The sequence below is a fragment of the Variovorax sp. VRV01 genome, assembly GCF_014852545.1.
GTDB classification, from domain to species: Bacteria; Pseudomonadota; Gammaproteobacteria; order Burkholderiales; family Burkholderiaceae_C; genus Variovorax; species Variovorax beijingensis_A.
On record NZ_JACVBS010000005.1, the window covers coordinates 204,717 to 224,528 of the forward strand.

The window sequence follows — 19,812 nt, forward strand, 5'->3', positions numbered from 1 at the left end:
GCGTCAGGACGCGGGAGTTGAAAGCTGCCGAGACGGTGCGGTTTCCATGATGCGGTCTCCAGTTGCAGCGAGCGGCAATTATGTCATCGGCCATGTGACGGCAGGTCCATCGATCTGGATGGACATACAGTAAAGTTGCGGCCATGCAGACTGCTGCGCTCCCCGTTTCCCACACCTCCGGCGCCACCCAGGCCGAGCGCCTCGCCGCGGCGCTCTCCGCCCTCAACGACGAGCAGCGCGCTGCCGTCGAGCACGGCGTCGGCACGCTGACCGGGCGCGACGAGCGGCCGCTGCTGGTGATTGCCGGCGCGGGCTCGGGCAAGACCAGCACGCTGGCGCACCGCGTTGCGCACCTCATCGCCGGCGGCGTTGATCCGCAGCGCCTGCTGCTTTTGACCTTCTCGCGCCGAGCGGCGCAGGAAATGGAGCGCCGCGCCGGCCAGGTGCTGGCGCGCGTGCTCGGGCTCAAAACCGACAAGCCGCCCGCGCTGCCCTGGGCCGGCACGTTCCACGGCATCGGCGCGCGCCTGCTGCGCGAATACGCCGCGCACATCGGCCTGAACGACCACTTCACGATCCACGACCGTGGCGACGCCGAGGACCTGATGGGCCTCGTGCGGCACGAACTCGGCCTGTCGTCGAGCGTGAACCGATTTCCGCGCAAGGGCACCTGCCTGTCGATCTATTCGCGCTGCGTCAACACGCGCGCGCCGCTGGCCGATGTGCTGGCCGAGGCCTTTCCGTGGTGCGCCGAATGGGAGGCCGAGCTCAAGCGCCTGTTCGGCGCCTACGTCGAAGTCAAGCAGCAGCAGAACGTGCTCGACTACGACGACCTGCTGCTCTACTGGGCCGGCATGGTGGCCGAGCCCGCGCTGGCGGCGCTGGTCGGCGCGCGTTTCGACCACGTCCTGGTCGACGAGTACCAGGACACCAACCTGCTGCAGGCCTCGATCCTGCTGGCCCTCAAGCCCGATGGCCGCGGTGTGACGGTGGTGGGCGACGACGCGCAGTCGATCTACTCGTTTCGCGGTGCAACCGTGCGTAACATCCTCGACTTTCCGTCGCAGTTCTCGCAGGCTGCGCGCGTGGTCACGCTGGAGCGCAACTACCGCTCGACCCAGCCCATTCTCGACGTGTCGAACCGGGTCATCGCGCAGGCGGCCGAGCGGCACGCCAAGACGCTCTGGACCGACAAGCCCTCCGCGGGCCGGCCGCAGCTGGTGCTGGTGCCGGACGAGGCGCAGCAGGCCGTCTGGGTGGCCGACAAGGTGCTGGCGCACCGCGAGGGCGGCCTGGCGCTCAAGTCGCAGGCGGTGCTGTTCCGCGCTGCCACGCACAGCGCGCCGCTCGAACTCGAACTGGCGCGCCGCAACATCCCGTTCGTGAAGTACGGCGGCCTCAAGTTTCTCGAGGCCTCGCATGTGAAGGACCTGCTCGCGGTGCTGCGCTTCGCCGAGAACCCGCGCGGGCGCATGGCGGGATTCCGCGTCACGCAGCTCATTCCGGGCATCGGGCCGGCGACCGGCGCGCGGCTGCTCGATGCCATGGGCCAGGCCGCCGATCCGGTGGCGGCGGTGCGGGAGTTCGTGCCGCCATCCGCCGCCCGCGCGGAATGGGCGGTGTTCGCCGAAGCCTATGCCGCGCTGTGCGCGCCATCGCTGCCGTGGCCGGCCGACGTGGAACTGGCGGTGCGCTGGTATTTGCCGCACCTCGACCGGCTCTACGACGACCCCTCCGGCGTGCGCCGCGGCGACGTGGAGCAACTGGCGCGGCTGGCCTCGGGCTATGGCTCGCGCGAGCGCTTCCTGACCGAACTCACGCTCGATCCGCCCGAAGCCACCAGCGACAAGCCGGGTCCGCCCTCGCTCGACGAGGACTACCTGATTCTTTCGACCATCCACTCGGCCAAGGGGCAGGAGTGGAATTCGGTGCACGTGCTCAACGTGGTCGACGGCTGCCTGCCGGCCGACGTGGCGCAGAGCGCGCATGAACTCGAAGAAGAGCGGCGGCTGCTCTACGTGGCGATGACGCGGGCGCGCGACCACCTGCATCTTCTGGTGCCGCAGCGCTTCTACGTGACGCAGCAGGCCGTGCGCGGCGACCGGCACCTGTATGCCAACCGCACGCGCTTCATTTCCGAACGCGATCTTGCCGGCTTCGAGCAGCAGACCTGGCCACCGCCGCCCGAGCGTCCGCCCGCAGTGCCGCCGCCGGCTGCGGTGATCGACCTGCGCAACCGCATGCGCGCGGCCTGGAGCTGAGCCGGCAGGCCCTTCGCCTGGCAGGGTCACCGCTGGTGACGCACTGAAACACTTGCTGCCAAAGAGCCGCACCGGCGGGCCAGCATGCGCCGGCAGCTATGGAATCGCTAGCGTGAGTGGCGCATGGCCCATTGGCGTCCGCCACCCGGAGAAGTCAGCTATTGCAATACCGTGACAGCTTGGGCATAGTGAATCGACAGCTTCTTCTTTTCTCTTCTCCCTCTTCCCTCCCCAACCCACACCTGTTTCGCCGGCCACGCCCCATCCCGGAGCGGGGCCATTTTCCCAACCGTCAATTCTCAGGAGGTCATTCATGAATTTGACGATCAGCGGTCATCACCTCGACGTCACACCCGCCTTGCGCACCTACGTCACGAGCAAGCTGGACCGGATCACACGGCACTTCGACCAGGTGGTCGATGTGAAGGTGCTCCTTACGGTGGAAAAGCAGAAGGAAAAGGAACGCCGCCAAAGGGCGGAGTGCAACATTCACGTCAAGGGTAACGACATGTTCGCGGAGTCGAGCCACGCTGATCTCTATGCTGCGGTCGATGAACTGGTCGACAAGCTCGACCGCCAGGTGGTGCGCCATAAGGACCGCCTGCAAGACCACCATCACGCCGCCCCCAAGCGCGTGATGTAGGCCTCGGGCAAAGGGCTGCGGCCCCTGCCGATAAGCCGCCTCCGGGCGGCTTTTTGCTGCCTGCTCCTGTTACCGGCGCTGACAGGGACGCGAGGCCTCCGGGCAACATGTAGCCAAAAAGTAAGTAACGGGAGTGGGGGTTTTTACCAAGCGGGTGCATAATCGCCCCCGCCCTTCCCCCACCATGAATCGCCTCGCGTCCATCCTGCCGCCCGCTCAAGTGCTTGTGAGCGTTGACGCCACCAGCAAGAAGCGTGCTTTCGAAGAAGCCGGCTTGCTGTTCGAGAGCCTCCACGGCCTCGGCCGCGCGCTCATCACCGACAGCCTGTTCGCACGCGAACGCCTCGGCTCCACCGGGCTCGGACACGGGGTGGCCATTCCGCACGGCCGCATCAAGGGCCTGAAGGCCCCCATGGCCGCGGTCTTCCAGCTGGCAAACCCGATCGGCTTCGACGCGCCGGACGAGCAGCCCGTCGGGCTGCTGATCTTCCTTCTGGTGCCCGAGGCGGCCACCCAGAAGCACCTTGAAATCCTCTCCGAGATCGCCGAGCTGCTGAGCGACGCCAACCTGCGCGAGCAGATCAAGTCGAGCACCGACGCGGCCGAACTGCACGGACTCATTGCCGGCTGGCAGTCGACGCAAGTCGCCTGAAGTGCCTGCCCGCAGGCTCGCGCGGCCCCGCCGGGCCGGTTCCGCGGTATTCTGGCCGGCCTCCAACTAGGCGCGCAGCGCCATCTCCCTACGCATGAAGCCGACCGTCATCAGTGCCGACGCCATGTTCGAGGAATTCCGCGGGTCGCTCCGCTGGGAATGGCTCGCCGGGCTCGGGGCGTCAGAGCGCCAGTTCGACCCTGAAGTCATCAGCCGCGCCCAGTCGGCGGCCGATCTGGTCGGTTACCTCAATTACATCCATCCGTACCGCGTGCAGATCCTGGGCGCGCGCGAAGTGGCCTACCTGACGCGCGGCAGCCAGGAAGACTGCGCCCGGCGCATTGCCCGCATCGTCACGCTGGAGCCGCCCATGCTGGTGCTGGCCGACGGCCAGGCCGCGCCGGACGAGCTGCTATCGATCTGCGAGCGCGCGCAGCTGCCGCTGTTTGCCACCCGCGAGTCGTCGGCCTTCGTGATCGACCTGCTGCGCGCCTACCTGTCCAAGCATTTCGCGGAACGCACCTCGATGCACGGGGTGTTCATGGACATCCTGGGCATGGGCGTCATGATCACCGGCGAATCGGGGCTCGGCAAGAGCGAGCTCGGGCTGGAGCTGATCTCGCGCGGCAACGGCCTGGTGGCCGACGACGCGGTCGACCTGTTCCGCATCAACCAGAACACCATCGAGGGCCGCTGCCCCGACCTGCTGCTCAACCTGCTGGAGGTGCGCGGCATCGGCCTGCTGGACATCCGCGCGATCTTCGGCGAGACGGCGGTGCGGCGGAAGATGCGGCTCAAGCTCATCGTGCACCTGGTGCGGCGCGACAGCTTCGAGCGCGACTACGAGCGCATGCCCTCGGCGCCGCTCACGCAGGACGTGCTGGGCATCCCGGTGCGCAAGGTCATCATCCAGGTGGTGGCCGGGCGCAACATCGCCGTGCTGGTGGAAGCTGCCGTGCGCAACTCGATCCTGCAGCTGCGCGGCATCGACACCTATGCCGATTTCGTGGCGCGCCACCACAAGGCGATGGAAAGCGGGCGCGACGGCGACTGAACGGGCGCGCGGCGCTGCGGGACCGTGCGGCCGCCGCCGGGCCGCCCCAAGGCGGGCCGCGCCTCCCCCTCGGGGGGTGGAGTTACACGCAGCGAAGCGAAGTGAAAAGCCGGGGGGCCTTACCTCTTGCTGGCGCAGTCGCCGCACAGGCCGTAGAGCGACATCGCGTGGTCCTGCAGGATCCAGCCCTTGTCCTTGGAGATCATCTGCTGGCGGCGCTCGATCTCGGCGTCGTAGAACTCCTCGACCTTGCCGCACGAGGTGCAGATCAGGTGGTCGTGGTGCGTGCCCTCGTTCAGCTCGTAGACCGCCTTGCCGCTTTCGAAATGGCTGCGCTCGAGGATGCCGGCCTGCTCGAACTGCGTCAGCACGCGATAGACGGTGGCCAGGCCGATGTCGGAGTGCTCGTTCAGCAGCACGCGGAAAACGTCTTCGGCCGTCATGTGGCGCTGGCTGCCGGTCTGGAAGATCTCGAGGATCTTCAGGCGTGGCAGAGTGGCCTTGAGGCCGGTGTTCTTGAGTTCGTCGATGTTGGCCATGATGGTTCCTGCGCCCTGGGCTGCGGACGGGCCCCAAAAAGGGCCAGCCGCTACAATGGCCGATCATATCGCTACCCCCTTTTTTTCCTCCCATGCCTGCCATTCTCCAACGCCGTCCCTGGCTGCTGGCCGCGGCCGTCGCCGCGACGTTCAGCCTCGGTGCCTGCAGCGGCTTCAGCGATCGCACGCGTGGTGCGCTGACGGCCATCACGCCCTACAAGGTCGAAGTGGTCCAGGGCAATTTCGTGTCGAAGGAACAGGTCGAGGCGCTCAAGCCCGGCATGTCGCGCCAGCAGGTGCGTGAAATCCTCGGCACCTCGCTTTTGACCGACGTCTTCCACAAGGATCGCTGGGACTACGTCTTCACGATCAGGCGCCAGGGCGTCGATCCCCAGGAACGCCGACTGACGGTCTTCTTCAACGGCGAACTGCTCGAGCGCTTCGAGGGCGACCCGATGCCCAGCGAGGAAGAATTCGTCGCCGCGCTCGACACCCGCAAGAAGAGCGGCAAGGTGCCGCCGCTCGAGGCCTCGGAAGAAGAGCTCAAGAAATTCGCTCCCAAGGACGACGGCAAGAAGGCCGATGCCACCGCCACGGCAACCAGCCTGCCGCCGCTTCCCGCCGCATATCCCCCGCTCGAAGCCGCGCGCTGAGCACGCGCCAAACACAGGGCGAGGGCGGGCGCACCCGCCGGGTCAGGCGGGGCGTGCCGGTTTCCATGCCAATTTCGAAGGCTGAATCCGCGTGACTGAATCCATTTCCACTTCTTCGCTTCTTTCCGAGTCTTCCACGCCCCCGCTGCGGCGCATCGCGATCGCGGGCGCCTCGGGCCGCATGGGCCGCATGCTGGTCGAGGCGGTGCGCGAGGCGCCCGATTGCCGGCTGGCCGGCGCGCTCGACATGGCGGGCAGCAACGCCATCGGCGCCGATGCGGCCGCGTTCCTCGGCTTCACGAGCGGCGTGCCGATCGTGGCCGACCTGCGCACCGGCCTCAAGGACGCGCAGGTGCTCATCGACTTCACCCGCCCCGAAGGTACGCTCGCACACCTGGCAGCCTGCCGCGAGCTCGGCGTGCAGGCCGTGATCGGCACCACCGGCTTCAGCGATGCGCAGAAGGCCGAGATCGCCGAGATCGCCAAGGACATCGCGATCATGGTCTCGCCCAACATGAGCGTGGGCGTCAACGTCACCTTCAAGCTGCTCGAAATGGCGGCCAAGGCGCTCTCGACGGGCTACGACATCGAGATCATCGAGGCGCACCACCGCCACAAGGTCGATGCGCCCTCGGGCACCGCGCTCAAGATGGGCGAGGTGATCGCCGGGGCGCTGGGCCGCGACCTGAAGGAGTGCGCCGTGTACGCGCGCGAAGGCATCACCGGCGAGCGCGACCCGTCCACCATCGGCTTCTCCGCGATCCGCGGCGGCGACATCGTGGGCGACCACACCGTGCTGTTTGCGGGCACCGGCGAGCGCATCGAGATCACCCACAAGTCGGCGAGCCGCGTGACCTACGCGCAGGGCGCGCTGCGCGCCGTGCGCTTCCTGGCCGGCCAGAAGGCGGGCCTGTTCGACATGTTCGACGTGCTGGGTTTGCGCTGAAAGAACGATGAGCGTCCTCGAACTGCTCACCCACGGAGACAGTGTCAGCCGCTCGGTGGCGGCGCTGCTGCTCGCGATGTCGATAGCAAGCTGGGTGGTGATTCTCTGGAAGGGCTGGCTGCTGCGCGGCGGCACGCGCGATGTGTTGCGCAGCATCGCGGCATTCTGGCAGTCGGCCACGCTCGCCGATGCGCAGCAGCGGCTCCAGGCCTTCGACCGCGCCACGCTGGTGGGGCCGGCCGTGAGCGCCATCAGGAATGCGGCGGCAGCAGATGCAGGCGATTCCACGCTCGGCGCCACCACCGGCGACCGCAACCAGCGGCTCACGCGGGCGCTGCGCGGCGCGCTGCATGGTGCGCTGCGGCGCCTGCAGTCCGGCCAGATCCTGCTGGCCACGGTCGGCGCCACGGCGCCCTTCGTGGGCCTGCTCGGCACGGTGTGGGGCATCTACGGCGCGCTGTCGGGCATTGCCGGCCAGACCGGCGGCTTCACCATCGACAAGGTGGCCGGGCCGGTGGGCGAGGCGCTGGTGATGACGGCCTTCGGCCTGGCCGTGGCCATTCCGGCCGTGCTGGCCTACAACGTGTTCGGCCGCGTCATCGGCCGCATCGAAGCCGAGCTCGAGGGCTTTGCGCACGACCTGCTCGGCAGCTTCGGCAGTCCGCCGCCGCCGCCCGCGCCGCCGCCCGCGCGGCCCATGCCGGTGTCGGCCTAGCCGAACGGAGCACGCGCACCATGGCCTTCGGTCGCACCTCCCTGGGCAGCAGTGCCGCCGGCGGCGGGCGCGCGACCGGGGCGGGCGGCCAGCGGCCGCTGTCCGACATCAACGTCACGCCGCTGGTCGACGTGATGCTGGTGCTGCTGGTGATCTTCATCATCACCGCGCCGCTGATGGCGAGCTCGATCAAGCTCGACCTGCCGCAGACCGATGCCGGCCAGCCCAACGACACGCCCAAGTTCGTGAGCGTGTCGGTCGATGCCGCGGGCAAGACCTTCCTCAACGACCAGCCCGTGACCGACGAGGAACTGGCCGCCCGGCTGCAGAAGGCCGCCGCCGACAGCAAGGACACCGAGGTGCAGCTGCGCGCCGACCAGACCGTGCCTTACGGCAAGCTGGTGGCGCTGATGGGCATTGCGAACAAGGCGGGCCTGAACCGCATCGGCTTCGTGACCGAGGTGCCCGCGCCAGGCCAGCCGCCGCCCGCCCCGCGTTGACGCCCGGGACTCCCGGCCGACCTGTCCGATCAGCTCAATCGGGTGCCGATGGCGCGCGCTTCTTCAGGCCCGGCAGCGCCCAGCCGAGTGTCATGCCCGCGGCCGCCAGCAGGATCGCGGCGGCGCCCAGAAGCTGCGCGGGATGCAGCCGCTGGCCGAAAGCCAGGTAGTCCACGCCGATCGCCACCACCGGATAGATGAAGGACAGCGCGCCCGCCGTGTGCGTCGGCAGCTTCTGGATCGCGCCGTAGAGCAGCGTGAAGACCAGCCCCGTGTAGACCACGCCCATGGCCAGATGCGTGCCCCAGACGCCGGCGTCCTTCGGAAGCCCCGCCAGGTTGGCAAACGGCGCCAGCAGCACGCTGCCCACGCAGACCTGGACCAGCGCGATCAGATGGGGCGGCGTGCCGTCCAGCTGCTTCGCGACGATGGCTGCAATGGCGTAGAAGAACGCAGCTCCCAGTGCCATCAGAATGCCCAGCACATACGAGGCGCCATGGCTGCCGCCGCCCGGCTTGGCCTCGGCAATCAGCAGGACGCCCGCGAACGCGATGCCCAGCCAGGCCAGCTTGGCGGCCGTCAGCCGCTCCGAGAAGAACAGGGCGCCAAGGCCCACCAGCATGAACGGCTGGGTGTTGTAGACCGCCGTGGCGATGGAGATCGACGCATGCGAGAACGACGCGAAGATCAGCAGCCAGTTGAGCACCAGCGCGGCGCCACCCAGCGCCGCCAGCGCAACGACGCGCAGCGTCAGCAGCCGCCTGCGAAGCAGCCCGAGCGCGGCGCACACTGCAACGAGCGTGAGGGCGCCGAAGGCGCAGCGCCAGAACAGCAGGTCGGCCAGCGGCTGGCCGGAGCGGATGACGAACCAGCCGATGGTTCCCGAAATGACCATGGCCGCACTCATCTCGAGCGCGCCCCGCACTTGTCTTTGCATGATCCGGATTCTTGTGAAGCAAGCCTCAGGTTGCCATCGAAGCGCCGCCGGGCCTATGATTTTCCGAAGGGAAAAATCCATTCGAGGCTAAGAAAACAAGGCAAGGCCCCGTTGTCTCCAAAGGATCTGAAATGCTGGACGAGGTCGAACAAAAGATTCTCGAGGTGATGCTGCAGGACGCACGCATCTCGCTGAAAGACCTGGCCGCCCGCGTCGGCATGTCTTCGCCGAGCGTCTCGGAGCGCCTGCGGCGGCTCGAGGAGCGCCGCGTGATCCGCGGCTACACGGTCGAAATCGATCCCAAGGCGCTGGGCTACCAGCTGCAGGCGATCGTGCGCATCCGCCCGTTGCCCGGCCAGTTGCAGGTGGTGCAGAAGCTGATCGAGAACACGCCCGAGTTCGGCGAGTGCGACAAGGTCACGGGCGAAGACTGCTATATCGCGCGCCTGTTCGTGCGCTCCATCGAGCAGCTCGACCAGGTGCTGGACCGCATCGTCGACAAGGCCGAGACGCACACGGCCATCGTCAAGATGCAGCCGATACGCCGGCGCGCGCCGCCCTTGCGCATCGGCTAGCGCCGCATTGCAGCCGGCTCAGCCCAGCACCACCGGCTTCGTGTGCCAGATCTCGTGCGCGTACTGCGCAATGGTGCGGTCCGACGAGAACGCGCCCATGCCCGCCACGTTGAGGATGGCCATGCGCGTCCAGGCGTCGGGGTCGCGGTAGAGCGCATCGACCTCGGCCTGCTTCGCGACGTAGCTCGCGTAGTCGGCCAGCAGCAGGTAGTGGTCGCCCCAGTTCACCAGTGCGTCGTAGATGCCCTGGTAGCGCGAGGGCTCGCCGGCCGAGAAGGCGCCGTCGCGGATCGCATCGAGCACGCGCTTGAGCTCGGCGTTCTCTTCGTAGATGTCGCGCGGCTGGTAGCCGTGGGCGCGGATGTCGGCCACCTGCGGCGTGGTGTTGCCGAAGATGAAGATGTTCTCCGCGCCCACGTTGTCGCGCATCTCCACGTTGGCGCCGTCGAGCGTGCCGATGGTGAGCGCGCCGTTGAGCGCGAACTTCATGTTGCCTGTGCCCGAGGCCTCGGTGCCCGCGGTCGAGATCTGCTCCGACAGGTCGGCCGCGGGCATGATCACCTCGGCCAGGCTCACGCTGTAGTTGGGCAGGAACACCACTTTCAGCAGCTTGCCCACGCGGCTGTCGTTGTTGATGGTGTGGGCCACGTCGTTGACCAGCCGGATCACGAGCTTGGCCATCTGGTAGGCCGAGGCCGCCTTGCCGGCGAACACCACCACGCGCGGCACGATGTCGATCGGGCCGCCCGCGGCCTGCGCATCGAGGATGCGGTGGTAGCGCGTGACCACGTGCAGCACGTTGAGCAGCTGCCGCTTGTATTCGTGGATGCGCTTGACCTGCACGTCGAACATCGCGTCGGTGTCGAGCACGATGTCCATGTGCTGCTCGATCCAGTTGGCCAGCCGCAGCTTGTTCTCGCGCTTGGCATGGCGGAAGGCGCGCACGAAGGCCGGCTGCGCGGCCATGGGCCTGAGCGCCTCCAGCTGCGAGAGGTCGCGCCGCCAGCCCCTGCCGATGCGCTGGTCGAGCAGCGCCGCCAGCGGCGGATTGGCCTGCGCGAGCCAGCGCCGCGGCGTGACGCCGTTGGTCTTGTTGTTGAAGCGCTCGGGGAAGATCTTCGCGAAGTCGGCAAAGATCGATTGCTTCATGAGCTCCGAGTGCAGGCCCGACACGCCGTTGATCGAGTGGCTCGCGAGCACTGCCACGTAGGCCATGCGCACGCGGCGCTCGCCCGCCTCGTCGACCAGCGAGAGCCGGCGCAGCAGCTCGACGTCGTTGCCGGCCTTCTGCGTCACGGCCGCGAGGAACTTCGCGTTCATGTCGTAGATGATCTGCAGGTGCCGCGGCAGGATGCGCCCGAGCATCTCGACCGGCCAGGTCTCCAGCGCCTCGTGCATCAGCGTGTGGTTTGTGTAGCTGAACACCTTCTGCGTGTGGGCCCAGGCCGCGTCCCAGGCCAGGCCGTGCTCGTCGAGCAGGAGGCGCATGAGCTCGGGCACCGCGAGCACCGGGTGCGTGTCGTTCAGGTGGATGCTGACCTTGTCGGCCAGCTGGTCGAAGCTCTTGTGGTTGCGCAGGTAACGCCGCAGCAGGTCCTGCACGCTCGCGCTGCAGAAGAAATATTCCTGGTGCAGCCGCAGCTCGCGGCCCGAGGGCGTGGAGTCGTCGGGGTAGAGCACACGCGAGACGTTCTCGGAGTGGTTCTTGCTCTCCACCGCCGCCATGTAGTTGCCGCGGTTGAAGGCCAAGAGGTCGATCTCCTCGGTGGCGCGCGCCGACCACAGGCGCAGCGTGTTGGTGGCCTGCGTGCCGTAGCCCGGAATGATGGTGTCGTAGGCCACGGCCAGCACGTCGTGGGTGTCGACCCAGTCGGCCGCGCCATAGGGCGCGTTCTTTCCCTCGCGCTTTTGCACGCGGCCGCCGAAGCGCACGCGGTAGTTGACCTCGGGCCGCTGGAACTCCCAGGGGTTGCCGCGGGTGAGCCAGTAGTCGGGTGTCTCGACCTGCTGGCCGTCGACGATGCGCTGGCGGAACATGCCGTATTCGTAGCGGATGCCGTAGCCCATGCCCGGCACGCCGAGCGTGGCCATCGAGTCGAGGAAGCAGGCCGCGAGCCGGCCGAGGCCGCCGTTGCCAAGGGCCGCGTCGGGCTCGCGCTCGGCGAGCGCCGCCATGTCGACGCCGAAGTCGGCCAGCGCTTCGCGCACCGTGTCGTAGAGGTCGACCGCCAGCAGCGCATTGGTGAAGGTGCGCCCGATCAGGAACTCCATCGAGAGGTAGTAGACGCGCTTCAGGTCCTGCGCATAGTTGGCGCGCGTGGTCGCCATCCAGCGCTCGACCAGCTGGTCGCGCACGGCCAGCGCGGTGGCGTGCAGCCAGTCGTCCTGGCTGGCCGCGACGGGGTCCTTGCCGACCGCATAGATCAGCTTGTTGGCGACGGCGCGCTTGAACGCGGCCACGTCGCGGTCGGGATGGTCGTAGGCGAAGTCTTTGATGGTCATGGGCTTCGGTGAAGAGTGGTGGGGTGGTGCGCCGTGGCGCTTCATTCAGGTGCCGGCGGACTCGAGCGCCTGCCGGTAGACCTCGATGTACTGGCCGGCCGCAGTGGCCCAGTCGGCCGGGCGCCGCATGGCATTGCCGCGCACGCGGCGCCAGTCGGGCGCGCGCTGGTAGAGCGCAAAGGCCCGCCGCAGCGCGCGATGGTAGTCCGCGGCGTCGAAGCGGTCGAACACGAAGCCGGTGGCGTCGCCGCTGGCCATGTCCTCGAGCGTGCAGTCGACCACGGTGTCGGCCAGTCCGCCGACGCGGCGCACCAGCGGCAGGCTGCCGTACCTGAGGCCGTACATCTGCGTGAGTCCGCAGGGTTCGAACAGCGAGGGCACCAGCGTCACGTCGCCGCCGCCGAAGAGCTGGTGCGCCAGCGTTTCGTTGTAGCCGATGGTGACGCTGACCGAGCGCGGCGCGGCCGCCGCGCGCTCGCGGAAGGCGTCCTCGAGCCAGGCCTCGCCGCTGCCCAGCAGCGCGAGCTGGCCGCCTTCGGCCAGCAGGGTGTCGAGGCCGCCGAGCACGAGGTGCAGCCCCTTCTGCTCGGTGAGCCGGCTCACCACGATGAACAGCGGCGCGTCGGGGCGCTCGGCCAGGCCGAGCTGGTGCTGCAGCACCGTCTTGCAGCGCGCCTTGCCCGCCATGTGGCGGCCTTCGGGCGTGTGGTAGCCCTGCACCAGCGCGCTGTCGGCGGCCGGATTCCAGACCTGGTCGTCGACCGCGTTGAGGATGCCCGTGAGCACGCCCCCGCGCAGGCGCAGCAGGCCGTCGAGCCCGAAACCCTGCTCGGGCGTCTGGATCTCGCGGGCGTAGGTCGGGCTCACCGTGGTCAGGCGGTCGGCGAAGTAGAGGCCGCCCTTCATGAACGACACCTGCCCGTGGTATTCGAGCCCGTCCATGTGGAACGCGGGCCCGGGCAGGCCGAGGTCGGCAAAGTTCCACGGCGCCGAGATGCCCTGGTAGGCCAGGTTGTGCACCGTGAACACGCTGCCCGCGCGGGTGGCGCCGGCCTGCCGCGCGAAGTGCAGGTAGGCCGGCGCCAGCCCCGCATGCCAGTCGTGCGCATGCACGACCTCGGGCTGCCAGGTGGGATCGAGCCCCTGGGCCAGCTGCGCCGCGGCCCAGCCCAGCAGCGCGAAGCGCCGGTGGTTGTCGCCATAGGGCTGGCGCGTGGCGTCTTCATAGGGGTTGCCGGGCCGGTCGTAGAGCGCCGGCGCATCGATCACGTAGGCCGGGATCGGCGCGGCCGCGCCGTCGATCGCGATGCGGCCCGCGCGCAGGCCGAAGCGTTCCGGGCCCCAGGGCGCCGTGAACTCGGCCACCGGCGCGAGATCGCGCACGCCGGCCAGGATGGCCGGGAAGCCGGGCAGCAGCACCGGCGCGTCCTGCCCGGCAGCCATGAGTGCGAGCGGCAGCGCACCGGCCACGTCGGCGAGGCCACCGGTCTTGAGCAGGGGAAAGAGTTCGGCGCTGACCTGGAGGATTCGCATCGGGAAAGCGGTGCGGCTTCAGGCAGCCAGCAGGCGCTTGAGCATTTCGCGGGTGACCAGCACCACGCCGTTGTCGGTGCGCTCGAAGCGCGCGGCATCGGCCGCGGCGTCTTCGCCGATCACCATCTCGTCCGGAATGACGCAGCCGCGGTCGATCACCACGCGGTTGAGCCGGGCGCCGCGGCCCACCTCGACGTCGGGCAGCAGCACGGCCTCGTTGATGTCGCAGAACGAATGGATGCGCACGCCCGAGAACAGCACCGAGCTGCTGACCTTGGAACCCGAGACGATGCAGCCGCCCGAGACGATGGTGTTGACCGTCATGCCGTGCCGGCCCTCGCGGTCGAGCACGAACTTGGCCGGCGGCAGCTGCCGCTGGTAGGTCCAGATGGGCCAGTCCGTGTCATAGATGTCGAGTTCGGGCGTGATGGAGGCCAGGTCGAGGTTGGCTGCCCAGAATGCATCAATCGTGCCCACGTCGCGCCAGTAGGCCTTGGCGCCGGGCCCGCGCGAGGCACGCGTGACGCAGGACATGCCGAAGGGATGCGCGAGCGCGCGGCCCTGCGCCACCGCGCGCGGGATGATGTCCTTGCCGAAATCGTGGCTCGAATCGGGGTTGGCGGCGTCTTCCTCGAGCAGCTGGTAGAGGTACTCGGAATCGAACACGTAGATGCCCATGCTGGCCAGCGCCGTGTCGGGCCGCCCCGGCATGGCGGGCGGGTCGGCCGGCTTCTCGAGGAAGGCCGTGATCTGGCGCCCGTCGTCGATGGCCATCACGCCGAAGGCGGTGGCCTCCATGCGCGGCACCTCGATGCAGCCGACCGTGCAGCCCAGGCCGCGCTCGGCATGGTCCTTGACCATGATCGAGTAGTCCATCTTGTAGATGTGGTCGCCGGCCAGCACCACCACGTAGTCGTGCCTGGTGGAGCGGGTCTGGATGATGTCCAGGTTCTGGTAGACCGCGTCGGCCGTGCCGCGGTACCAGTGCTCGTCGCCCGTGCGCTGCTGCGCGGGCAGCACGTCGACCATCTCGTTGAGCTCGGCGCGCAGGAAGCTCCAGCCGCGCTGCAGGTGGCGCATCAGCGAATGCGACTTGTACTGCGTGACCACCGCCATGCGCCGGATGCCCGAGTTCAGGCAGTTCGACAGCGCGAAATCGATGATGCGGAACTTGCCGCCGAAGTACACCGCCGGCTTGGCGCGCCGGTCGGTCAGCTGCTTGAGGCGCGAGCCGCGGCCGCCGGCCAGCACCAGGGCGATGGTGCGGCGGACCAGTTGATGCGCCTGCAGAGGGGCCTGCGGCGCGCTGTTGCTGATGCTGTGGTTGTCCATCCTGTGTCTCCGTTCGTTCGTCGGTTTGTCGTCTTCTCTTCGTCAGCGTTTCTGCAGCCAGCCTAGCACCGTGCGGCGCGGCTGGCTTCTACCTTCTTGCAATCCGGATGCTCGAATGAGGGACCTCCACCGTGCCGGCATGGGGCTGCTGCAGCGCGGCGCCGGCATCGGGCGCCGGATCGTCAGTTGCGAGCCGCCACCGCCACGAGCCCGCCGGCAGCCTGAACGGCACGGCCGCCGGCCCCGCATTCACCAGCACCAGCCAGGCGCCTGCCTCCGCCGCCATGGCTTCGAAAAGGATTGCAAGGGCCGTGCCGCCATGCCAGTCGGCCTCTTGCATCGGCTCGCCGTCGGGCCGCAGCCAGCGGATGCCCGGCGCGCCCTCTGCCGGCAGCGCCGGCCACCAGCGCGTGCTGCGCAGCGCGGGCGCTTCGCGGCGCAGGGCAACGAGCCGGGCGACGAAGGCGCTCAGGCGCGCTGCTTCGCTCGCGGGATCGTGGGCGCCGATCCAGGCGAGCCAGGTGGTTTCGTTGTCCTGGCAGTAGGCGTTGTTGTTGCCTTGCTGGCTGTGGCCGAGCTCGTCGCCGGCCAGCAGCATGGGCGTGCCCTGCGACAGCAGCAGCGCGGCGAGCAGCGCGCGCTGCAGGCGGCCGCGTTCGGCCTGCACGGCCGGGTCGTCGCTCGGGCCTTCAACGCCGCAGTTGTTGCTCAGGTTGTGCGCGTGGCCGTCGCGGTTGTTCTCGCCGTTGGCCAGGTTGTGCCGCTCTTCGTAGCAGAGCAGGTCGCGCAGCGTGAAGCCGTCGTGCGCGGTGATGAAGTTGACGCTCGCGGTGGGCGCGCGGCCGTGGTGGGCGAACTGCGCGCTCGAGGCGGTGAAGCGGTGCGCGAAATCGCCGAGGCCCGCCGCGCCCTCGCGCCCCTGCCGCAGCCAGAAGCCGCGCTGCGTGTCGCGGTAGCGGTCGTTCCATTCGAGCCAGCCCGGCGGGAATTCGCCCAGGCGGTAGCCGCCCGGACCGATGTCCCAGGGCTCCGCGATCAGCAGCGTGCGCGAGAGCACCGGGTCTTGCGCGATGGCCGCGAAGAAGGGCGCGCGCGGGTCGAAATTGCCATCGGCGCCGCGCCCCAGCACCGGTGCGAGATCGAAGCGGAAGCCGTCGACGCCGAGCTCGCAGGCCCAGTGGCGCAGGCTGTCCATGACCAGCTGCAGCACGCGCGGCTCGGCCAGGTTGAGGCAATTGCCGCAGCCGGTCCAGTTGGCGTAGAGCGCGCGGTCGTCGGGGCGCAGGTGGTAGTACAGCGCGTTGTCGATGCCGCGCAGCGAGAGCGTGGGGCCGAACTCGTCGGTTTCGGCGCTGTGGTTGTAGACCACGTCGATCACCAGCTCCATGCCGCGCGCATGCACCGCGTCGGCCATGGCGCGGAATTCGCTGGCCGGCGTGGTGCCGGCGCGGCCGCTCCAGTAGCGCGCCTCGGGCACGAACCAGCCGATGGTGTTGTAGCCCCAGTAGTTGCTCAGGCCCATGGCGAGCAGCCGCTGCTCGTCGGCGCGGTGCTGCACCGGCATCAGGCTCAGCGTGGTGACGCCGAGGCCCTGGAGGTGGTCGAGCACCACGGGCTCGGCCAGGCCGGCATAGGTGCCGCGCAAGGCAGCGGGCACGCCCGGGTGCAGCCGGGTCTGTCCGCGCACATGCAGTTCGTAGAGCACGCGCTCGCCGGCCGGGATGCGGGCGTGGCCCGGCGCGTCCGGGCTGCTGCCGGCCGCCGCCACGCGGGCCTTGAGCGCGACGGCGCCGTTGTCGCGCGTGTTGCGCTGGTCCGGATTCGCGGGATCGTGCCCCGCGAACAGATCACTGCCGTCGTAGCGGCCGAGGATCTCGCGCGCATACGGGTCGAGCAGCAGCCTCGCGGGATTGAAGCGCTTTCCCTCGTGCGGCGCCCAGGGGCCATGCACGCGAAAGCCGTAGACCAGGCCGGCGCGCCCGCTCGGCAGCAGGCCGTGCCAGACGCCGTCGGTGAAGGCGGGCAGCCGCAGGCGCTGCTGCTCGTGCTGGCCTGTGCTGTCGAAGAGGCAGAGCTCGACCGATTCGGCGTTCGGGGCGGCGAGGGCGAAGTTCACGCCGTTCGGCGACAGCGTCGCGCCCAAGGGGGAGGGGTTGCCTGGGCTCAGCATGTTGCTGGCCTCTTTGAGGATTTGCTTTCCGGGGCCGGGATTCCGCCCGGCGGCGGCCTCACTTTCTTTTGCTTCGCCAAAAGAAAGTAAGCAAAGAAAAGGCGACCCCACTGTCTGCGACCCCTTCGCTGCGCTACGGGGCAACCTGCGGTGCTCGGGTTTCGCGGGGTCTCGCAGAACTCGCTTCGCTCAAACAGCTGCGAGCCCTGATCCGCGAAACCCTGCGCTCCTCGGCGCAGCCAGAGGGGAGGGCAAACCGAACGGGCCATTGCTGCGCTCGGCCACCAAGCCACCGCAGGCGCGCAGCGCCTGCGGTGGTTGGACTGTTGGTATTGGCTGTTGGAGTTGGGGCCGAGCGAAGCGAAGGCCACCCGCTCCCACCCCTTCTGTATGCGCCGAGGAGCGCAGATGGAGGCGGGATCAGGGCCGCAGCTGTTTGAGCGAAGCGAGTTCTGCGGACCCCCGCCGGAATCGAGCACCGCAGGTTGCCCGCAGCGAAGCGAAGGGACGCAGACAGCAGGGTCGCCTTTTCTTTGCTCACTTTCTTTTGGCGAAGCAAAAGAAAGTGAGTCGCCCGCCGGGGCGAGACCCGGTCCCGGGGAAAAAACCAAAGCCAAGAACCTCAAACCAGCACCCACATCACGGTAGCCAGCGGCGGCACGCTGATGACGATCGAATCGGCCCTCCCATGCCACGGCAATGGCGCGCTCTCGACCACGCCATTGCCGACCCCGCTGCCGCCGTACACCGCGCCGTCGGTGTTGATGGCCTCGCGGTACGCGCCCGCCGCAGGCACGCCGAGCCGGTAGCCGTGGCGCGGCAGCGGCGTGAAGTTGCACACCGCCACCACGAAGGAGCCGTCGCGGGCCCGGCGCACGAAGGCGAACACCGACTGCTCCCAGTCGTCGTGCACGATCCACTCGAAGCCGGCCCTTTCGGTGTCGAGCTCGTGCAGCGCGGGGAAGTGCCGGTACACGTTGTTGAGGTCGCGCACCAGCCGCCGGACTCCCTGGTGCGGCGCCTGCTCGAGCAGGTGCCAGTCGAGGCTGCGGTCGGCGTTCCATTCCGCCGCCTGGGCGAATTCATTGCCCATGAACAGCAGCTTCTTGCCCGGATAGGCCCAGAGGTACCCATAAAGATTGCGCAGCCCCGCGAACTTCTGCCACTCGTCGCCGGGCATGCGCCCGAACATCGACCCCTTGCCGTGCACCACCTCGTCGTGCGAGAGCGGCAGCACGAAGTTCTCGCTGTGCGCGTACATCAGGCCGAATGTGATCTGCTGGTGGTGATGCTTGCGGTGGACCGGGTCGATGCCCGCATAGGCGAGCGTGTCGTTCATCCAGCCCATGTTCCATTTGTAGTGGAAGCCGAGGCCACCGTCCTCGGGCGGCCGCGTCACGCCCGGAAAGCTCGTCGACTCCTCGGCCAGCGTGACGGCGCCCGGGCGCTCGACGCCCACCACCTGGTTCATGCGCCGCAGGAAGTCGATGGCCTCGAGGTTCTCGCGCCCGCCATGGATGTTGGGCACCCATTCGCCGGGCTTGCGGCTGTAGTCGCGGTAGAGCATGGAGGCCACGGCGTCGACGCGCAGCCCGTCCACGCCGTAGCGCTCCAGCCAGTACAGCGCATTGCCGACCAGGTAGTTGCGCACCTCGGTGCGGCCGTAGTTGAAGATGAAGGTCTTCCAGTCGTTGTGGAAGCCTTCGCGCGGATCGGCGTATTCGTAGAGTGCGGTGCCGTCGAAGCGGCCGAGGCCGTGCGTGTCGGTGGGAAAGTGTGCGGGCACCCAGTCGAGGATCACGCCCAGCCCCGCGGCATGCGCGGCTTCGACGAGATGGCGGAAGTCGCCGGGCGTGCCGAAGCGCGAGGTGGGCGCATACAGGCCGATCGGCTGGTAGCCCCAGGAGCCGTCGAACGGATGCTCGCTGACCGGCAGCAGCTCGATGTGCGTGAAGCCCATGTCGCGCGCGTACGGCACCAGCGTGTCGGCCAGTTCGCGGTAGTCCAGCCATTCATGGCCGTTCTTGCGGCGCCAGGAGCCCAGGTGCACCTCGTAGATGCTCATCGGCGCATGGCGGCCGTTGGCCGCGGCGCGCTCGGGCGGCATCGCCACCGGCGCGGGCAGCGGCGCGACCACGCAGGCGGTCTCGGGCCGCAGGCGCGAGGAGAAGGCGAAGGGGTCGGCCTTGCGCAGCACCTCGCCCTGGGCCGAGAGGATCTCGAATTCGTAGCTGTCGCCCGTGGCCACCTGCGGCGCGAAGATCTCCCACACGCCGCACTCGCGGCGCAGCCGCATCATGTGGCGCCGGCCGTCCCAGTTGTTGAAGTCGCCGACCACCGAGACGCGCCGCGCGTTGGGCGCCCAGACTGCGAAGGCCACGCCCTTGACGCCATCCATCTCGCACAGGTGCGCGCCCAGCCGCTCCCAGGGCCGCAGGTGCGTGCCTTCGGCCAGCAGCCACACGTCGGTGGCGCCCAATACGAACGCAAAGCGGTACGGGTCTTCGAGCCGCGAGCTGTGCGTGCCCCAGTCGACCTGGAACGAATAGCCCAGCAGCGCCTCCGCCGCGGGCACCAGGCCCGCGAAGAGATCGGAGCCTTCCTGCCGCGACAGCATGGCCAGCGGCCAGCCCGTGCGCGTGTGCACCACGGCCACGCTCTGCGCGCCCGGCAGCAGCGCGCGCACCAGCAGGCCGTCGCGCGTCTCGTGCGGGCCGAGCACCGCGAACGGATCGCCGTGCTCGGCGCGCATCAGCGCATGGACTTCGCGTTCGGGCAGCAGCAGGGAAGGCATGTTGTT

Annotated in this window: 16 protein-coding genes; 9 read left to right on the forward strand and 7 right to left on the reverse strand. The window is 68.7% G+C overall.

Annotated elements, in window-relative coordinates; all coding sequences use genetic code 11:
* The first annotated feature begins 143 nt into the window (after positions 1–143).
* The 4 genes from IB278_RS11300 (at position 144) to hprK (ending at position 4,610) form a co-directional block, all read left to right on the forward strand.
* Complete coding sequence (locus tag IB278_RS11300; protein ID WP_192323465.1) at positions 144–2,261, forward strand: ATP-dependent helicase; 2,118 nt, start codon at positions 144–146, stop codon at positions 2,259–2,261.
* Positions 2,262–2,574: 313 nt separating this feature from the next.
* Positions 2,575–2,904 carry a ribosome hibernation-promoting factor, HPF/YfiA family gene (gene hpf / locus IB278_RS11305; RefSeq protein ID WP_012745566.1) on the forward strand — a complete coding sequence of 110 codons (330 nt, stop codon included), beginning with the start codon at positions 2,575–2,577 and terminating at the stop codon, positions 2,902–2,904.
* A 184-nt stretch (positions 2,905–3,088) separates the two neighbouring features.
* The gene (locus IB278_RS11310) at positions 3,089–3,556 is read left to right on the forward strand and encodes a PTS sugar transporter subunit IIA (protein WP_012745567.1); all 468 of its coding nucleotides are present in this window, start codon (positions 3,089–3,091) and stop codon (positions 3,554–3,556) included.
* A 94-nt stretch (positions 3,557–3,650) separates the two neighbouring features.
* Complete coding sequence (hprK, locus tag IB278_RS11315; protein ID WP_012745568.1) at positions 3,651–4,610, forward strand: HPr(Ser) kinase/phosphatase; 960 nt, start codon at positions 3,651–3,653, stop codon at positions 4,608–4,610.
* Between the two features lie 119 nt (positions 4,611–4,729).
* On the opposite strand, the gene fur is transcribed toward hprK, so the two are convergent.
* Positions 4,730–5,149 (reverse strand): ferric iron uptake transcriptional regulator, encoded by a 420-nt coding sequence (gene fur, locus IB278_RS11320; RefSeq protein WP_055800769.1) that lies wholly within the window; start codon positions 5,147–5,149, stop codon positions 4,730–4,732.
* Between the two features lie 92 nt (positions 5,150–5,241).
* Between fur and IB278_RS11325 the strand changes: the two genes are divergently transcribed.
* The 4 genes from IB278_RS11325 (at position 5,242) to IB278_RS11340 (ending at position 7,963) form a co-directional block, all read left to right on the forward strand.
* On the forward strand, positions 5,242–5,802 hold the full coding sequence (locus IB278_RS11325; RefSeq protein WP_145742647.1) for an outer membrane protein assembly factor BamE: 561 nt from the start codon (positions 5,242–5,244) through the stop codon (positions 5,800–5,802).
* A gap of 145 nt (positions 5,803–5,947) precedes the next feature.
* Positions 5,948–6,748 carry a 4-hydroxy-tetrahydrodipicolinate reductase gene (dapB, locus tag IB278_RS11330; protein WP_225612861.1) on the forward strand — a complete coding sequence of 267 codons (801 nt, stop codon included), beginning with the start codon at positions 5,948–5,950 and terminating at the stop codon, positions 6,746–6,748.
* Between the two features lie 7 nt (positions 6,749–6,755).
* On the forward strand, positions 6,756–7,463 hold the full coding sequence (locus tag IB278_RS11335) for a MotA/TolQ/ExbB proton channel family protein (RefSeq protein ID WP_192323467.1): 708 nt from the start codon (positions 6,756–6,758) through the stop codon (positions 7,461–7,463).
* A gap of 20 nt (positions 7,464–7,483) precedes the next feature.
* Positions 7,484–7,963: an ExbD/TolR family protein gene (locus IB278_RS11340; protein WP_192323468.1), complete on the forward strand. Its 480-nt coding sequence runs from the start codon at positions 7,484–7,486 to the stop codon at positions 7,961–7,963.
* A gap of 34 nt (positions 7,964–7,997) precedes the next feature.
* Here the strand turns inward: IB278_RS11340 and IB278_RS11345 are convergent, their stop codons facing one another.
* Positions 7,998–8,900: a DMT family transporter gene (locus IB278_RS11345; protein ID WP_145742640.1), complete on the reverse strand. Its 903-nt coding sequence runs from the start codon at positions 8,898–8,900 to the stop codon at positions 7,998–8,000.
* A gap of 131 nt (positions 8,901–9,031) precedes the next feature.
* On the opposite strand from IB278_RS11345, the gene IB278_RS11350 reads away from it, so the two are divergent.
* Complete coding sequence (locus IB278_RS11350; protein ID WP_145742638.1) at positions 9,032–9,475, forward strand: Lrp/AsnC family transcriptional regulator; 444 nt, start codon at positions 9,032–9,034, stop codon at positions 9,473–9,475.
* Between the two features lie 18 nt (positions 9,476–9,493).
* Here the strand turns inward: IB278_RS11350 and IB278_RS11355 are convergent, their stop codons facing one another.
* The 5 genes from IB278_RS11355 to glgB all read right to left on the reverse strand — a co-directional run bounded on the left by IB278_RS11355 (position 9,494) and on the right by glgB (position 19,806).
* Positions 9,494–11,977, reverse strand: a complete 2,484-nt coding sequence (locus IB278_RS11355; protein ID WP_192323469.1) for a glycogen/starch/alpha-glucan phosphorylase — start codon at positions 11,975–11,977, stop codon at positions 9,494–9,496.
* A 45-nt stretch (positions 11,978–12,022) separates the two neighbouring features.
* Positions 12,023–13,510 carry a glycogen synthase GlgA gene (gene glgA, locus IB278_RS11360; RefSeq protein WP_192323470.1) on the reverse strand — a complete coding sequence of 496 codons (1,488 nt, stop codon included), beginning with the start codon at positions 13,508–13,510 and terminating at the stop codon, positions 12,023–12,025.
* 18 nt (positions 13,511–13,528) lie between these two features.
* Entirely contained in the window at positions 13,529–14,842 is a 1,314-nt protein-coding gene (glgC, locus tag IB278_RS11365) for a glucose-1-phosphate adenylyltransferase (RefSeq protein WP_145742632.1), read from the reverse strand.
* 88 nt (positions 14,843–14,930) lie between these two features.
* Positions 14,931–17,012 (reverse strand): glycogen debranching protein GlgX, encoded by a 2,082-nt coding sequence (gene glgX / locus IB278_RS11370; RefSeq protein WP_192323471.1) that lies wholly within the window; start codon positions 17,010–17,012, stop codon positions 14,931–14,933.
* Between the two features lie 622 nt (positions 17,013–17,634).
* Entirely contained in the window at positions 17,635–19,806 is a 2,172-nt protein-coding gene (glgB, locus tag IB278_RS11375) for a 1,4-alpha-glucan branching protein GlgB (protein ID WP_192323472.1), read from the reverse strand.
* Positions 19,807–19,812 lie beyond the last annotated feature (6 nt).

Coding starts and splice junctions, on each gene's coding strand:
- glgC (WP_145742632.1), bottom strand. CDS start 14,842: ATGGACAACCACAGCATCAGCAACAGCGCGCCGCAGGCCCCTCTGCAG.
- IB278_RS11345 (WP_145742640.1), bottom strand. CDS start 8,900: ATGCAAAGACAAGTGCGGGGCGCGCTCGAGATGAGTGCGGCCATGGTC.
- fur (WP_055800769.1), bottom strand. CDS start 5,149: ATGGCCAACATCGACGAACTCAAGAACACCGGCCTCAAGGCCACTCTG.
- IB278_RS11310 (WP_012745567.1), top strand. CDS start 3,089: ATGAATCGCCTCGCGTCCATCCTGCCGCCCGCTCAAGTGCTTGTGAGC.
- hpf (WP_012745566.1), top strand. CDS start 2,575: ATGAATTTGACGATCAGCGGTCATCACCTCGACGTCACACCCGCCTTG.
- glgA (WP_192323470.1), bottom strand. CDS start 13,510: ATGCGAATCCTCCAGGTCAGCGCCGAACTCTTTCCCCTGCTCAAGACC.
- IB278_RS11355 (WP_192323469.1), bottom strand. CDS start 11,977: ATGACCATCAAAGACTTCGCCTACGACCATCCCGACCGCGACGTGGCC.
- hprK (WP_012745568.1), top strand. CDS start 3,651: ATGAAGCCGACCGTCATCAGTGCCGACGCCATGTTCGAGGAATTCCGC.
- IB278_RS11325 (WP_145742647.1), top strand. CDS start 5,242: ATGCCTGCCATTCTCCAACGCCGTCCCTGGCTGCTGGCCGCGGCCGTC.
- glgX (WP_192323471.1), bottom strand. CDS start 17,012: ATGCTGAGCCCAGGCAACCCCTCCCCCTTGGGCGCGACGCTGTCGCCG.
- IB278_RS11340 (WP_192323468.1), top strand. CDS start 7,484: ATGGCCTTCGGTCGCACCTCCCTGGGCAGCAGTGCCGCCGGCGGCGGG.
- IB278_RS11300 (WP_192323465.1), top strand. CDS start 144: ATGCAGACTGCTGCGCTCCCCGTTTCCCACACCTCCGGCGCCACCCAG.
- glgB (WP_192323472.1), bottom strand. CDS start 19,806: ATGCCTTCCCTGCTGCTGCCCGAACGCGAAGTCCATGCGCTGATGCGC.
- IB278_RS11350 (WP_145742638.1), top strand. CDS start 9,032: ATGCTGGACGAGGTCGAACAAAAGATTCTCGAGGTGATGCTGCAGGAC.
- IB278_RS11335 (WP_192323467.1), top strand. CDS start 6,756: ATGAGCGTCCTCGAACTGCTCACCCACGGAGACAGTGTCAGCCGCTCG.